This window comes from Gemmata palustris, assembly GCF_017939745.1.
Classification (GTDB): domain Bacteria; phylum Planctomycetota; class Planctomycetia; order Gemmatales; family Gemmataceae; genus Gemmata; species Gemmata palustris.
In genome coordinates this window covers 7,021,457-7,036,658 of sequence record NZ_JAGKQQ010000001.1, presented here as the reverse complement: position 1 = coordinate 7,036,658, position 15,202 = coordinate 7,021,457, and the positions used below count along the sequence as shown (strand labels likewise).

Here is a 15,202-nt window from a genome sequence, read left to right as displayed (position 1 = left end):
CGGATGGGGCTAAACCAATGCGCCCGGCCTTCCTGCTTTCTGCCTTCCGATCTCTGTCCCCTGTCTTCTTTTTGTGCCCTTTGTGCCTTTTTGTGGCCAATCTGCTTTTCTGTTCTCTGCTTTCTGATCTCTGTCCTCTGAATAGTGGCGAATTTCCCTCGCCCCTTACTTCAGCAGCAGCCACCCCACCAGAGCCACCACACCGAGCAGCCCCAGTGCGACGCCAGCCACCACGAGCAGCTTCGCGCGCTTCTTGGCCCGCACCTTTTGCGGCACGAATACTTCCGGGCGCCCGAAGTCGCGCGCTTCGACCTTCGGCGGTGGGGCGGCTTCTTCGGGGTGGCGCTGGAAGTGTGCGTGCATGTAGCCGAATGACAGCATCAGCACGACGGGTCGTGCGAGCGTGCGCGTCTCGAACGCGGTGAGGCGCGACACGGAATCGCGGAAGAAGAACTCCGCGCGTTCGAGGAAGCGTGCCTTTTCCGCGCCGGTCGCGTGCTTCGCGGCGAACTTGAAGACCTCGCTCTTGCGCATGTCCTGCGCGGCCCAGGTTTCGTTGGGGTATTCGAGGATCTCCGGGCGCGACAGCGTCGGCACTTCGTGGTCCGCCATCCAGCGCGCGTAGTGCAACAGGCTCGCGCGGGCGTAAGCGTACATTGCGTCGAGTTCGTCGCGCTCGATTTTGTGATCGAGGTACTTCCCGAGCGCCTGGAGGAACATCGTGTAGAACCAGCGGTTCTCCACATCGAGTAGGTTGCGTTTCGGCACGTCGTCGTTCGGGTGGATGCAGCGACGAACGAGCTGCTCCGCTTTGTTGAGGAACGCGACGTCGCCACTGAGCCGGTGGCCGTCGATGAGTGCGGACAGCGAGTTCCCCGACCCGCGCCCGGGACCGTGGTAGCCCGCGTCACGGCTCTGACTCGCGTACCCGGTGTCGCCGCTCGCGAGCCAGCGGAATACCGTCTTACTGCCGTCGTCCATGTCGATCACCCACCGCGCCAGACCGAGCGCGGCTTCGCGCGAGGCCGCACTTCCCGTCAGGAAGTGGTGGAGCATCAGTCCGGTGGCGTAGTTGTGCTCGTTCGCGGGTCCGCCGCCGAGCGCGTACACGCTCTTGGAACGCTGGGCCTTTGGGTCGTTCGGATCGAGCCCCGGCATCCCCTTCAGTTGAAGCAGTGAACGCGGGTACGACCGGTGCGTGCCCGTATCCGCGTCGACGTAGTGGTACGTGTGCCAGAACAGCCCGCCGTTGTACGCGGACTTGTCTTGCGTGGTGTGATAGATGTCGATGTCGATCACGTGGGCCGCGAGTTCTTCCATGTGCCGCAGCCAGCGAAGGTCGCCGCTGCGCATCAGTTGGTACGCGAACCCCGCGATCGGGTCGTACTGGTTGTTGTAATGCGACACCATCGGTTGCGGTCCGGTGTGGTAGACCGCTTCGTGGTCGCCATAAATATCGCCGAAGTGCCGCCAGCCGTATTCGTCGATCTTCTCGCGCTTGGCATCAAACGTGTCAGCCCCTTCGATGGCCGCGTCCACGAGCTTCAGGTAGTCCGCGTTCGGGTCATCGACCTTCGGCGAAAGGTATGGAATCGCTCCGCTCTCGCAGTACCACTTCGGCGACGCAAACGCGCGTGCCGGTGTGCGGGACCACTCCAGGGCCTCGGGAGTCGCGTCCGAGCCGAACGCGACCGCGAACGTCCACGTCTTCTGCTCTCCGCCTTGCAGTTCGTGAGAGTCTGTGGATTGCTGCGGGAACAGGCGCAGCGTAAGTGAATTCGACGTCGCTTCGACCGCTTGCGGAAAATTCTGCCAGAAGTGCGGCACCGCGACCCCGACCGAGTCCGCTCCCCGCGACAGCGTGACAATTGGTGTCGCACGAAGCCCGGTTCGTTCCGATTCACCGGACTTCAGCTTGTACCCGCGAAACGCGACCGGCACCTCGTGCTTGCGATTGAGATGATTCGTGCTACGCCAGTTCTCGCCGCCACTCGAATCCTGATACAGCTCAAACGGGGCCGCGAAATCTTCCGCTGGTGATCCAATTTCGGGCGAACACCGAACGCCCATTTCGCCCGTCGGAAGCGCGAACGTGAATGAAGCATCCTTCAAGAAAACAGACCCCGAGTCGCCCAAGTCCCAAAGCCCGCTGGGGTGGGCCGCACGGCGCGAGTTGCGAATGGTGAACTCGATCCGCACCGCCACGGACCCGGCGAAGAAGTGCATCTGGATGTCGAATTCGGCGCATAAAGTGGACGCCACGTTCCTCCTAAACAGACCGGAGAAGTGCAGTACCGTTCGTACCGGCCCAGTCTCTATTTTGTATCCATTACCAAACAGGAATGGGAACCACGAGTCCCCCTTCCCTTCAGTAACAAGCGGGTACACCGTCCTACTACCGCCAGTCCCCTCTACACCTACCTGACGAAACCCGAAGGTAGCTAATGTCTGTAATTCAAGCTGTAGCACTCCCGTATCGACAACAACGATCTCGTCGCGCTCCTCCACCCTTACCACCGGCCCTTCGACCGCGGCCGGCTCACCGACTGCCACGCGGTACGGGCCGGCGTTCGCTTCCGCGATCCAGTCGAGTAGCGCCCACCGCACGGACCCGTCTGGCCAGCGATCGGTCGCACGCGACTGAAGGCGAACGGCCTTCCCGGAAGCGTCGCGGAGCACGAGTTTTTGCGGATCGGGTAGCGCGCTGCGCGGGAACGGAACACCCGTGGTGACCGGCCCTCGGCCGACGGCCGGTGCGACAACGTTGAGTTCGACGACGTGTTCCAAGCTCGTGCTTCCTGTTCGGGGCGCGGGGATGGACTTCCCCGTGTGCTATGAAAGATGGTAGAACACCCGGCCGTAACCGGGGTGGGGCGCGCGTGCGCCGATATGATACTCGCAGGGCTTTACGTCGCGGCACGAGCCGGCGCCCGTGTGCCGGGAGGAACCCGATACCGCGGCCGCGACCCGGGACGGATCGATGAAGCAGTTCGCGCTCATGGCGCTGATGATGTTGCTGGGGACGGCCGGTTCGGTCGTGCTCTCGCCCGTGTACGGCATCGCCGTGTACTACACGTTCGCCGTGCTGCGCCCGCAAGCGATCTGGGACTGGGTCGAGGTGTTCGGGCTGCGCGTGTCCGAAATCAGTTGGTCGTTCCCGGTCGCGGTCGTCACGCTCGTCGCAACGGTCGCGTGGCGCCTGAAGGTGTGGACCCCGCTCGCGGTTTCGCAGGCCCCGTGGTACGGCAATCCCAAGTTCAACCGCAGTCACTACCTGTTCCTCGCGTTCACCGCGTGGATCAGCGTCACCTACTTCACCGCGATCAACCAGACCGTCGCGTGGCCGTACTTTCTGGAGTACGCCAAGATCTTCGTGATGTTCATCTGCGCCACGCTCGTGCTCCGCACGGTCCGCGATTTGTGGATCATCTACTACGTGATGATCGGCTGCGCGGTGTACATCGCTTACGAGGTCAACTTCTTCTACTTCGCGTGGGGCTGGCTGATGCTGGCCACGCGGGGCTACGGCGGGCTGGACAACAACGGGGCCGCGCTCATCTTCGCGATGGCCGTGCCGCTGTGCTTCTTCGCGTGGGAGGCGCACACCCGCCGGTGGCGGTGGGCGTTCCTCCTGGTGATCCCGGTGCTCCTGCACGCGGTCCTGCTCTCGTTCTCGCGCGGCGCGATGCTCTCGCTGCTCGTGACATCAATACCCATGTTCCTGCGAGCCCGGAACAAGCGGTTCGTCGCCGCGGTGTACCTGGTCGGTGCGGTTCTCGTCGTCGGCATGGCGGGGAAGGAGATCCAGGAGCGGTTCTTCTCCATCGGGAAGCAGGACACGGACGCGAGCGCCCAGGCCCGCTGGGTGACGTGGGGCATCGCGGTGAAGATGGCCAACGAGCGCCCGATCTTCGGCATGGGCATCCGCAACTCGAACCTGTTCACCTACCAGTACGGGGCCGATATCGAGGGGCGCACGATCCACAGCCAGTACCTCCAGACCGCGGCCGATAGCGGCTGGGGCGCGCTCGCACTGTACGTCGGGTTGCTGCTCTCGGCGTTCGTCGGGTTGTGGCAGGCCCGGCGCACGCTGCGGCCGTTTACGGACCCGGAAACGCTGAAGGTGCGCTCGCTCGCCGCGGGACTGGAGTGCGCGCTGATTCTGTTCTGTTTCGGCGCGATCTTCCTTTCGCTCGAGCACTTCGAGATGCCGTACATTTGCGTCCTCCTCGCGGTGCAGTTGCACGCGATCACGTGCGCGGTGAAGGCGAAGCTCGGCCCGACGCCGTCCGGGTTACCGCCGCTCACGCTGCCGTACCCGTACCCGGCCGCCTCTCGTCCCGCGGCGGTGCCGTCGTGAAGGGACCGATCCGCGTCGCGTTCGTCGTCCACTTGATGCAGGTGGCCGGGGCCGAAGTTCTCGTGCGCGAAACCATTCGCCGGCTCGGGGACCGCATCGAGCCAACGATCTTCTGCCTCGACGCGGTCGGGCGCATCGGCGAAGAGCTAGTGGCCGAAGGCGCCGATCTGGTGTGCTTTCACCGCAAGCCCGGGCGCGACTGGAGAGTGAGCCAGCGCATCGCACGGGCGGTCCGCGCGCGCGATATCGAAGTCGTTCACGCGCACCAGTACACGCCGTTCTTCTACTCGGCGCTCGCGAAACCGCTGTGCGGGTTCCGGCCCAAAGTGATTCTCACCGAACACGGGCGCCACTTCCCGGACCGCGTATCGCCCCTGCGTCGCGCGGTGAACCGGCTCGTCCTCGATCGCCTCGCGGACTCGGTGACCGCGTGCTGTCACTTCAGCGCGCAAGGGTTGTCGCGCACGGACGGGTTCGCCGGCGCGCGGATCGAGATCATCGAGAACGGGATCGAAGTCGAGCGCTACGGCCCGCCCGCGGATAAAGCGCTCGCCAAAGAGGATGCGGGTCTGGAACCCGACCGGCGCTACCTGATCCACGTCGCCCGGCACCACCCGGTGAAAGACCAGGTCACGCTCTTACGCGGGTTCGCGGCATCCGTGCCCGATTTGCCGGGCGTGGACCTGCTCATGGTCGGCGACGGGCCGCTTCGTGCCGAACTCGAAAACCTCGCGGTGGACCTGCGAGTTCCCGATCGCGTGAAATTCTTGGGTATCCGCACCGACATCCCCGAACTGATGTGCGCGGCAGAGGCCTTTGCGCTCACGTCACTCAGCGAAGCCGCGTCACTCACGCTGCTCGAAGCGATGGCGAGCGGATTGCCCGCGATCGTGACCGCGGTGGGCGGGAATCCCGAAATCGTGCGGCACGAGAGCGAGGGGTTACTCTTCCCGCGAGGCAATGTGAACGGGTGCGCGGACGCGATCCGCCGACTGTTCCGTGACCCGGAATTAACCGCGCGCCTCGGCGCCGCGGGCCGCGAGCGCGCGGTCGAGCGCTACCAGTTGGGCCGGACCGTCGAGGAGTATTACGCTCTGTACTCCCGTCTGGCCGGGAGGTGACCGCAATGAGTTCCCCGCCCGTTATTCACGTTCCCCCCACGGAAGACGCATCTGCGCTCAAGAGTGCAATCAAGCGCGCGGCCCGGTGCGCAGCGCTCGTCGGGGTTTCGCCGGTGCTCGCATCATTTTGGCTGAACGCGGCCGTCCTCGGGCGCGGGCGCGCTCTGGAATCGCGCTCGCAGCTACTCTCGTTGTGGCCCGGGCTCACGGGGCAGTACCTCCGGCGCGCGTTCCTTCAGCAGGTGCTCGCCAAGTGCCACCCCTCCGCGACCGTCGAGTTCGGCACGTTCTTCTCACAGCCCGGTGCGATCCTCGATGAGAACGTGTACGTCGGCCCGCGCTGCAGCCTCGGACTCGTTCACCTCGAGCGCGACGTGCTGCTCGCGTCCAACGTGCAGATCCCGTCCGGTGGAAAGACGCACTACTTCGACGACCCCTCGAAACCGATCCGCGACCAGGGCGGCGAGCGCAAGATGGTGACCATCGGCGCGGGCGCGTGGATCGGCACCGGAGCCATCATCCTGGCCGGCGTGGGCAAAGGAACGATCGTCGCGGCCGGGTCCGTGGTGACGAAACCGCTGCCGGATAACGTGATTGTGGCCGGCGTACCAGCGAAGGTGATCCGCAACCGGTTCGAGCCGACCGAAACGAGCGCGAGCGATGCCTGAACCCGCCCCGCTGATCGTGTTTTCCGACGACTGGGGCCGGCACCCGTCGAGTTGTCAGCACCTCATCTCGAAGCTGCTCCCGCACCGGCGCGTCGTCTGGGTGAACACGATCGGCACGCGCCCGCCGGGGCTGAATTGGAGCACCGTCACGCGCGGAATGGGCAAACTCCGCCAGTGGGTGCTGGGGGAGCGAAGGCAACCTAACCCCCTAACCCCCTTCCCTAAGAAGGAAGGGGGAACAGAACCAAATACACAATCCGAGACGGTTTTAAGCCCCTCTCCGTTTAGGGGAGGGGTTGGGGAGGGGTTCTCCCCCCCCGCCCCCCTCGTTCTCAATCCCAAGATGTGGCCGTCGTTACGGTCGCGGTTCGCACGCGGACTCAACCGGCGGCTCCTGGGGCGCGCGCTGAAGTCCGTCGCGGACGCGATGCCCGAACCGCCGGTGGTCGTCACCACGATACCGCTCGTGGCCGATCTCGTCGGGCACGTTCGTGCGGCCCGCTGGGTCTATTACTGCGTGGACGACTTCTCCGTGTGGCCCGGCTTAGACGGCCGCACGATGCGCGACATGGAAGCCGAACTCGCCCCGAAAGTGGACGTCACGATTGCGGTGAGCGAAACACTACGAACGCACCTCGCGGCGTGGGGTAAATCCGCGCACTTGCTTACCCACGGGGTCGATCTCGATTTCTGGCACGCGCCCCAATCGAATGACGTACCCGTGTCACTCCGTGAACTGGATGCGCTGCCAAAACCACTCATTGTGTATTGGGGAGTGATCGATCGCCGCACGGACCTTGCGTTCGTGAAGCACCTCGGTGAAGCAATGACCGACGGCACGATCCTCTTTGCGGGTCCGCACGACGCCCCCGACCCGGAATTGCTGCGACTGCCGCGTGTGCGGAGCCTCCCACCGCTCCCGTTCGCCGATTTGCCGGTGCTGGCGGCGCGGGCGTCCGTGCTCATCGCGCCCTACGCGGACCTCCCGGTAACGCGGGCGATGCAGCCGCTGAAGCTCAAAGAGTATATGGCGACGGGGAAATCGGTCGTGGTTCGGCACCTGCCCGCGACCGCGGAGTGGGCCGACTGCGCCGATGTGGTGGAGTCGCCTGAAGCGTTCGCACGAGCCGTATTGACGCGCTTGCAGACCGGGATGCCGGAGAACCAAAGGCGGGCGCGCGGTCGCTTGGCGAACGAAGGGTGGAGCGCGAAAGCGGAGCAGTTCGCGCGGTGGATCGACGGGAAGCAATAGGCCGACTACTTCGGGTAATCCAGTTTGGCTTTCAGGAACGCAAACGTCTCCTTCGCGTTAACCTGGTGTCCACCGGGGAAGAACTCGATCGTTGTGTTGCCGGGGATCTTCAGCCGGTTCGCATACAGGTAGCGCACCTTGGCGAACTCGTAAGCCACCATCTCGTCCGTTCCCACACCGTCGTCGTGTCCGCGCTCCACCATGAACGGACGCGGCGCGATCAAGAACGCCATCTCCGCGTAGTTGAACGTGTTGCCGAGATCGAACTCGTACATCTCGTACTCGCGCGTCCACATGTAGCTGCGATCCAAATCGACCGACACGTTCTTGCCGATCCACTCGTTGAAGTCACCGGAGCAGATGGAGAGACAGTAGCGCTTCTCGACGGCCGGCACGCGCATCGCCGTCTTGCCGCCATAAGAGAGGCCGTAGAACGCGATCTTCTTGGAGTCCACGTTCGGCAGCGTTTCGAGCCAGTCGAGCGTGCGCTGGTGCTGCCGGATGATGAAGCTGAACAGCGAGAGTTTGAGCGGGTTCGCCTTCCGCTGGAGCTGGCGGAACACGTTCTCGCCGTAGTACGGGTTCTGCGGCGCGTACACGATATAGCCGAGTTCAACGAGCCGGCGCGAGAAGTGGTTATAAACGGGGCGCTTCTCGACATCGATCGTGTGCCGCGGGGTGCCTTCCAAACCGTGCTGGCACACCACGACCGGGCGCTTCTCGCCGGGCTTCATGTCTTTGGGAAGGAGCAGGATGCCGTATGCAAATACATCATCGTACACATCGAGCATCACTTCATATCCGGTCCACGTTTTCTCGTCGTAGACTTGTCGCGTGCGCGGGTTGAGTGGCCCCTTCGGGTCGGGCAACTTGCCGATCACTTCCGTGTGGAAGTAGTCGCGGTACGAGTCGCACGACTTCTCCCACGCCTCCGGCGAACTCGCGTCGGCCTTCTTCCAGAACTCTTTCCGCACCGCCTCCGAGTCGCGCCAGAGCTTTTGCGTGCAGGCAACGAGTTGGTCGAACTGCCGCTTGTGGCGCGCGGCGGGGTCGGGAAATTTCACGTCGGGCGGCGTCAGGCGTTCCAAAGCGATCCGCTGGACACCGAGTCCGTGTAGAAACTCACCGATCTCGATGGTGACTCGGACCGGACCGCCGATATCAATTACGGCATCCTTCTTCAGTGTGGGGTCGGAGAAACTGCGGTAGCGGTGATCTTCAGTGAAGCCCCCGAAACCCTCTCCGAGCCTTCCTGGAGCGGCCCCGCTCCGGCCCGATTTGGATTGCGCAGGGCCATCCCATGTTGGGGCACTGTAGTGTAGATCGCGGCCAAAGTGCCGCGGGTAAATCATCGCCCCAAGTTCGGCGTCACCGAACTCGTTGAGCAACCCCCACACGTTGCGATCAATCGGCTCTTCGTGAAGTTTTTCCCGCTGATTGAAGTAGCCTGCCACTTGAACGGAAGCGATGCGCTCGTCCAGGGCGCCGGAATACAGCGCGATCATTCCACCGTCGCCGTACCCGATCACCCCGACCTTCAGTTTGTCGTCTTGAGCTTTGTACCAATCGACCGCGGCGAGCACCTTCTGCGCCTCATAGCCGGTGAGCGTGTGGCCCATCTCATAGGCCATCCGGTACAAAAACTCGCGGTGCGGCAGGTTCGTCAGTCGCTTGAGTTTGGCGTTTCCCGACAAGTCGTCGCGCCGGTTGATGAGCGTGGGAACCAAGACTCGACAGCCGCTACGAGCCAACCGGAGCCCGAAGCTATCACCTGCGATTAACCCGGCGACAGATTCGGGCAACTGGTCCGCGTGGGGCACCGCGATCACGTTCGCCTTCGGCTTCTCCTTGGGTTCGATGAGGAGGCCTTCGGCATCGACGCCCGGCAGTACGGCCCAGCGAACTGCGTGAATCTTGCACCCGTCGATCTCGGCAATCAGTGATGCCCGTCCCGGTTCCGCAACGTATTCGAGCTTCGGCGGCACGCGCTCATCGATCACACCGAGCATTTTCCGCAAACGATCGCGCTTCGCGGGAAGTGACTTCACCAGGGCGTCTTTCGACGCGAGATCGGCTTTCCATACTTCGTCGCGCGTCTTGGGCGCGTTCGCCAGCGCGCGGTCGAGGTACTTGTGCATCCCCGCGACCATCTTTTCGGACAGGTTCCCTTCATCCGTCAACGGTTTGGTGTCGGGGAGCGCGACGAGATCGGCAGCAAAAAGAGGAGTCGCGGGTAACGCGGATGAAGACACGATCAGAAGTAAAACTCGATGGAATGCGGGCTTCATGTCTGATCCTTCTTCGATCTGCGTGATCTGCGGTGGGATGTTTTTTGCTCAGAACAGTTCCGTGACCGGCGCCCCGGGATACACCGCGACGGGCGCGCCGTCCGGTCCCGGAATGGTCGCGTTGTGCGGAACGCCGAGCGCGTGGAAGATGGTGCTCACGAGTTCCTGCGGCGAAACTGGCCGGTCACTCGGTTCGCTCCCGATGCGGTCCGATGCCCCAATGACGCGCCCGCCCTTCACACCGCCACCCGCAACCAGTGCGGTCCAGCACCCGGCCCAGTGGTCGCGCCCGCCGTTGGAGTTCAGCTTCGGCGTGCGCCCGAACTCGCCCGTCGCGACCACGAGCGTCGATTCCAACTGTCCGCGATCTTCGAGGTCCATGAGGAGTCGCGCAACCGCCGTATCGAAACTCGGCGCCACTGTATCGCGGACGTCGGTTAGTGTGGTGCGAAGCGAACCGCCGTCCGCGTGGCAATCCCACGAAGGCGCGTCGAAAACGGTAGGGAACTGGTTGATGGTCATGAATCGCAATCCGAGATCATCCACCACAGAAGCTAAGCCACAGCAAAAGTTAAATGGTCCCGCGGAAAAACATGGCAAATCCATGATTGCCGGAACCACCCCTCCGCGTTTCAGCCAACCAGCACTCTGCCCGTGGCTCACGGAAATACCCGTGTCGACGGTTGCATGCGGCATGACTATCCAACTCGACATATCGGACCACTTCCGCTCGAAACGGTGATCGATCACCGCGCCCATATTCGGCCATTCGGGGCCGTCGCGGAAGAGGCGGCCGGTGTTCAGCAGTTGGAACCCGCACTCGTGAACCGGTGGGGCGTCGTGGTGCATCGAGCGAATCAGGCTGAACTTGTCGGTCAACTTCGCGAGCTTGGGGAACAGTTCACTCAGGTGCGTGCCCGGCGTCGCGGTCTGGATGGGCCGGAACGGTCCGCGCACGTCACTCGGCGCATCCGGCTTCGGGTCGAAGGTATCGAGGTGAGCCGGGCCGCCCACCATGTTGATAAAGATGCAGCTCTTCGCGCGACCGAGCGCCAACGGCGCGTTCGTGCGCCCGCTCGCAGCGCCAGCAAGTGCGAACCCGGCGGCGCCGGCTACCGTGGTACGGAGGAAGTCGCGACGGGTGGGGGTCGTCTCGGACATGATTGCGATCCGGTGAGGACGAAGCGGCGAAGTGGCCTCATCGTACCGGACCCGCACGCAGATGCAATTAGCTGCTTACTTCTTCGCGCTCATCGACTTCGCCAGTCCTTCGGCCGCGGTGCGCGCGGCGGCGTCCCAACTGTGCCGCTCGATCACCCACCGTCGAACCGATGCGCCGGCCGCAGCGCGCCGGGCCGCGTCCGACCACAACGCGCCCAACGCTCGCGCCCAGTCATCGGGCGAGCGGGCGACGATTGCGCCGCTTTCGGCCGGGTTGCGAAGCCCATTGAGCGCTACGGACGAACACACAATCGGTTTCCCCATCGCTGCGGCTTCGAGGAACTTATTCTTGATGCCGCCTCCACTCACGAACGGGAACACCACTGCTTGGTGCGCGGCGACCGCCGCACGCAGGTCCGGGAGGTCGGCAATGAGTTCGATTCCATTGTGCCCGGTCAGCGCGCGAACCGCGGGCGTCGGGCTGAAGCCGTAGACCGTGAACGTCGCGTCCGGGTGCGCGGCCCGCACGCGCGGCCACACGCGCCCGCAGAACCATTCGAGCGCCTGCACGTTCGGCCCGAAATCGAGCCGCCCCCAGAAGGTACAACTGTGTTCGCGCTGGGGCACGTCGAGCGGGCGGAAGTACTCCGCGTCCACACCGTTGGGCACCACATCGATTCCGCGAACGCCCGCGACCCAGCGCATCGCGCGCTGATCGGCGCTGGTGACGACCCACACGCGCTCGAGCATCGGCCTGTACGCGCGCTCGTACACGCCCTTAATCAGCGCCTGCTTCATCTCGCCCCACGTTCGCGGGCGGAACGCGCTCACTTGTGAAATGTGGTGCCAGGCCCATTCGTCGGCCGCGTACCACACACGGAGCCGGTCCTTCACCGCGCCGAGGTACGGCAGTACGTTCAACCCAACCACAACCACGCCGTCTGCGTTCATGTCGAGTGCGGCTTGGCCGACCGCGCGCACGCGGTTCTCGTCCACACCCCAATAACTCTGGAACTTCCGTTGCAACCAACGGAACTGCGGCGCCGGGCCGACGGCTGGCTCTCCTCGCTTTGGGAACGCGCGCTGAAACGCGAGCGGCAGACCGGCGACCGCTTCGGGGTGCGGTTCGGCCGCGGTGAGCAACCCCACCTCGTGGCCGAGCTTCGCCAGCGCCTGCATCATGTGGAAGCAATGGACGTCGTGCCCGCTCGAACGCGGCCAGGAGAGCGAGTCTTTGACGAATAGCAATCGGAGGGACATCAAATCCATCTTTCGTGAACAAAAACGACATCAACCGCGTCTCAACCGGCGGCCCAACTCGAATACACCACGCAGCGCGGGTACACCCCAACGGTTCCGGGCGCGATACGGCCCCGTGCGGCGCGTCGCGGCGTCGATGAGTCCTTCGAGGACCGCGTCGGCCGCGTCGCGTTGCGATGCCTCGCGTTCGTGGCAGTACCGGTGGTACGCATAGCGCAGGTAGGTCGCGTAAGCCGAGAACAACCCGCGCCCGCTTTCCCGTCGGTGCTTTCGCACCAGTAGCGAAAGGTTCCGCGTGTCGTAGTACCGCTGCCACTTCTTCCCGGCGCGCTTGAACGCGGTTGAACCTTTGTGCCACACGAGCGGCTCGGCCAGCACGCCGCACCCGAAACCGGCTTCTTTGACCCGGAGGCAGAAATCGGCTTCCTCGTGAATAAGGAAGAAGTGATCGTCGATCAGCCCGATGCGCTGAAACACGTCCGCGCGCACCATCATGCAGCAGCCGTTTACGATGTCAGTCTCATCTACCGCGGGCGGATCGGTCGTGCGCTCGGGTACGACTTTCCGCTGGAAGAACCCCGGAAAGCGCGGCGGGTTGAACGTCACGCCATCAGTCATCACCACATCGGGTTCGTCCATGTAGCGGATCACGGGGCCGATCACGCCGAACCCCGGGTGAGCCCGAAACGCGCTCAGGAGTCGCGCGACGATGTCGGGCGCAACCGTCGTGTCGTTGTTCAGCAACATCACGAAGTCCGCGCCGCGTTCCAGCGCGTAGCGAATGCCGGTATTGTTCCCGCCGGACCAGCCGAGATTCTCGGTGTTACGAACGACGTGAACCCACGGGAACTCCGCTGCAAGTGCGGCCGTCGGGTCGGGGTGCGAAGCGTTGTCGACGAGGATCACGTTCGCGGGAACCGAAAGCTCCGCGAGCGAGCGCAGGCACTTCTGCGTATCTTCGGTTCCGTTGTAATTAACGGGAACGATCCACACGTTCGGCGTCATACGCGGCCCCCCGGTGCGGCCGTGTGCTTCAGCCTGCGCACCCGGCGGGCGAGCGCGCCGGGGAGTGTGCAGAAGGTTGCGAGCGCGAGCGTTGCCGGACGCACATCGCCCGCGCGCACGGACCGCCAGAATCGCTTACGCGCTTCCGCGATGTCACCGCGATCGTAGGCGAGATAGGCGTGGCTAAAAAGGTGGGTGCGGAGTTGGGCTCGCATGAAGCGCCGATCGGAAGGCGAGAGGGCACACTTCGCCAACACGTTGCGGAGCGACTGCACGAATTCGGCGATCATCTTGTCGTGATTGCTCGACATGTTATCGAGGTGCCGCGTGTACTTCGCGAGAGGTTCGGCCATGTACGCCCAGGTGAACCGGTGCGCCATCCGCAACCACAACTCCCAGTCCGCAGCGCCGCAAAGCTGAGGATTGAAACCGCCGATCGCGGCGAACGCTTCGCGGCGCACAATCGTCGCACCAATGAACACCGGGTTACGAACGGCCATGCGGCGAAAGAACGGCCCGCACTCCAGAACGCGAAAGCCCGGCTCCGGTTCCGAATGCGGCAACCGGAAGAACGCCTCTTGCCCCGCGGATTCGATCCACGAAACGTAACCCTCCTGCGGGTTGCCCATTCTGGATTCGGCGAACAGCGCATCTACCTCTGGGTGCGCATCCAGGAACCGGACCGCGCGGGCCGGTGCGTCGGGGAGCCACTCATCGTCGCAATCGAGGAAACCCACGTAGCGCCCGCGGCTCACCGCAAAGGCGGCGTTGCGCGCGGTCGCGGGCGTTCCGCTGTTCGGCTGCCACAAGTATTTCGCTTCGGGGTTCGTGGCGGCAACAACTTCGCGCGTGTCGTCCGTGGAGCCGTCGTCGGAAACGATGATCTCCAGATCCGGCACGCCGCTTCGCTGAAGCGCGACGAGGCACTCGCGAACGTACCCGGAGCGGTTGTACGTCGGGACGATGACGGTCAGTGAGCAGGGCTGGTTCATCGCGCACTAACCTCCGCAGTTTGCGGCGCGCGGGCGGGGCACATCCGGTGGAACCACTCCGCGACCGGGCGCACGACTTCGCTCCACGGCACGCGGTCCGCGATCCGCCGGGCCGCGCGGTGGCGCTCTTGCACATCACCCGCGAAAAACGCTCGTACCGCGTCGCACAATCCCTCGACGGAGCCGACCGGGAAGCACACTCCGGCTTCCGGCTCCTGCGCGAGTGCGGCCCGAAAGTATGGTAGCTCCGACGCCACGAACCCGCGCCCGAGTGTGGCCGTGGTGAGTAAGCTCCCGCTCCCGGTGATCTTCGCGTAGGGCAGCAGGAAGCAATCGGACGCAGCGAACAAGTCGCTGACAACTTGGTCCGACTGACTCTCCAGAAGCAACGTCACGTTCGAAGTGCCGGTCGCGGCTCGGCGCAGTTCGTCCGCGAAGGCCTGATCGGGGGGCCGACCGGCGACGACGAGGTGATATTCCGCGCCGAGATGCTTTACGGCTTCAATAGCCAGATCGAAGCGCTTGTACGGCCGAATGTTCCCCTGGCACAGCACTACGCGGCGCGCCGGGTCGATCCCGAAGCGGGCGAGCGTTTCCGTTCGTGGTGCAGCAGGCGGGAAGACGCCATCGTAGTTCCCGTGCTCCATCACGCACACGCGCTCGCGCGAGCCACCGAACCGCTGTACGAACTGGTCCGCGGCCCACTCGTCGTGAACGATGCACAGATCCGCGTGGCGTGCGAGGAGCCGATAGCCGAGTTCGTCGAGCCGACCGCTACCCTCGTGGTGCTCCACGTCGTGAAGCGTCCAGACGATGCGAATCCCGAGCGATCGTGCGAGGCGCAGGTACTTCCAAAAACCTGCCAGTCCGCGTGCCCGTGCCCACAGCGACGACCCGCGACAGCGCCAGATTTGCTCCGGCGCCCACTGGAACTGAACCGCGTCGATCGTGCCCGCGTGCGCGCGCAAGAAATCGTCGCGCACTTCGCACCCGGGACCGAGATTCACCCCGTGCGCTGCGAGCGCGCCGTAGTACAGATCGAGGTAGCGGTTCTCGATCCGCACGTTCGGCCAGTTGGAAACGATCGGCATGGCG

Annotated in this window: 11 protein-coding genes; 4 read left to right on the top strand and 7 right to left on the bottom strand. The window is 64.2% G+C overall.

Annotated features, from left to right (window positions below; genetic code table 11):
- Nucleotides 1-165 precede the first annotated feature (165 nt).
- A complete protein-coding gene (locus tag J8F10_RS29195) occupies nt 166-2,787 on the bottom strand; it encodes an RIFT barrel domain-containing protein (protein WP_246523633.1) in 2,622 nt (873 codons plus the stop codon).
- Nucleotides 2,788-2,932: 145 nt separating this feature from the next.
- Here J8F10_RS29195 and J8F10_RS40440 point away from each other — a divergent pair, with 145 nt between their 5' ends.
- The 4 genes from J8F10_RS40440 to J8F10_RS29175 are packed head-to-tail and all read left to right on the top strand — an operon-like array spanning nt 2,933 to nt 7,401.
- Nucleotides 2,933-4,360 carry an O-antigen ligase family protein gene (locus J8F10_RS40440; RefSeq protein WP_210659972.1) on the top strand — a complete coding sequence of 476 codons (1,428 nt, stop codon included), beginning with the start codon at nt 2,933-2,935 and terminating at the stop codon, nt 4,358-4,360.
- On the top strand, nt 4,357-5,481 hold the full coding sequence (locus J8F10_RS29185) for a glycosyltransferase (RefSeq protein WP_315854183.1): 1,125 nt from the start codon (nt 4,357-4,359) through the stop codon (nt 5,479-5,481). The genes J8F10_RS40440 and J8F10_RS29185 overlap by 4 nt, the downstream gene beginning before the upstream one ends.
- Before the next feature lie 5 nt (nt 5,482-5,486).
- Complete coding sequence (locus tag J8F10_RS40435; protein WP_210659971.1) at nt 5,487-6,149, top strand: acyltransferase; 663 nt, start codon at nt 5,487-5,489, stop codon at nt 6,147-6,149.
- Nucleotides 6,142-7,401, top strand: coding sequence for a glycosyltransferase (locus J8F10_RS29175; RefSeq protein WP_210659970.1), 1,260 nt, complete (start codon nt 6,142-6,144; stop codon nt 7,399-7,401). The genes J8F10_RS40435 and J8F10_RS29175 overlap by 8 nt, the downstream gene beginning before the upstream one ends.
- A gap of 5 nt (nt 7,402-7,406) precedes the next feature.
- Here the strand turns inward: J8F10_RS29175 and J8F10_RS29170 are convergent, their stop codons facing one another.
- From J8F10_RS29170 to J8F10_RS29145, 6 genes are all read right to left on the bottom strand, one after another.
- Entirely contained in the window at nt 7,407-9,689 is a 2,283-nt protein-coding gene (locus J8F10_RS29170; protein ID WP_210659969.1) for an alpha/beta hydrolase family protein, read from the bottom strand.
- Between the two features lie 48 nt (nt 9,690-9,737).
- Nucleotides 9,738-10,850: a DUF1501 domain-containing protein gene (locus tag J8F10_RS29165; protein ID WP_210659968.1), complete on the bottom strand. Its 1,113-nt coding sequence runs from the start codon at nt 10,848-10,850 to the stop codon at nt 9,738-9,740.
- Between the two features lie 75 nt (nt 10,851-10,925).
- Nucleotides 10,926-12,110, bottom strand: coding sequence for a glycosyltransferase (locus tag J8F10_RS29160; protein WP_210659967.1), 1,185 nt, complete (start codon nt 12,108-12,110; stop codon nt 10,926-10,928).
- 30 nt (nt 12,111-12,140) lie between these two features.
- Nucleotides 12,141-13,115 carry a glycosyltransferase family 2 protein gene (locus tag J8F10_RS29155; RefSeq protein ID WP_210659966.1) on the bottom strand — a complete coding sequence of 325 codons (975 nt, stop codon included), beginning with the start codon at nt 13,113-13,115 and terminating at the stop codon, nt 12,141-12,143.
- Nucleotides 13,112-14,107 carry a glycosyltransferase gene (locus J8F10_RS29150; RefSeq protein ID WP_210659965.1) on the bottom strand — a complete coding sequence of 332 codons (996 nt, stop codon included), beginning with the start codon at nt 14,105-14,107 and terminating at the stop codon, nt 13,112-13,114. The genes J8F10_RS29155 and J8F10_RS29150 overlap by 4 nt, the downstream gene beginning before the upstream one ends.
- A complete protein-coding gene (locus J8F10_RS29145; protein ID WP_210659964.1) occupies nt 14,104-15,198 on the bottom strand; it encodes a glycosyltransferase in 1,095 nt (364 codons plus the stop codon). The genes J8F10_RS29150 and J8F10_RS29145 overlap by 4 nt, the downstream gene beginning before the upstream one ends.
- Nucleotides 15,199-15,202 lie beyond the last annotated feature (4 nt).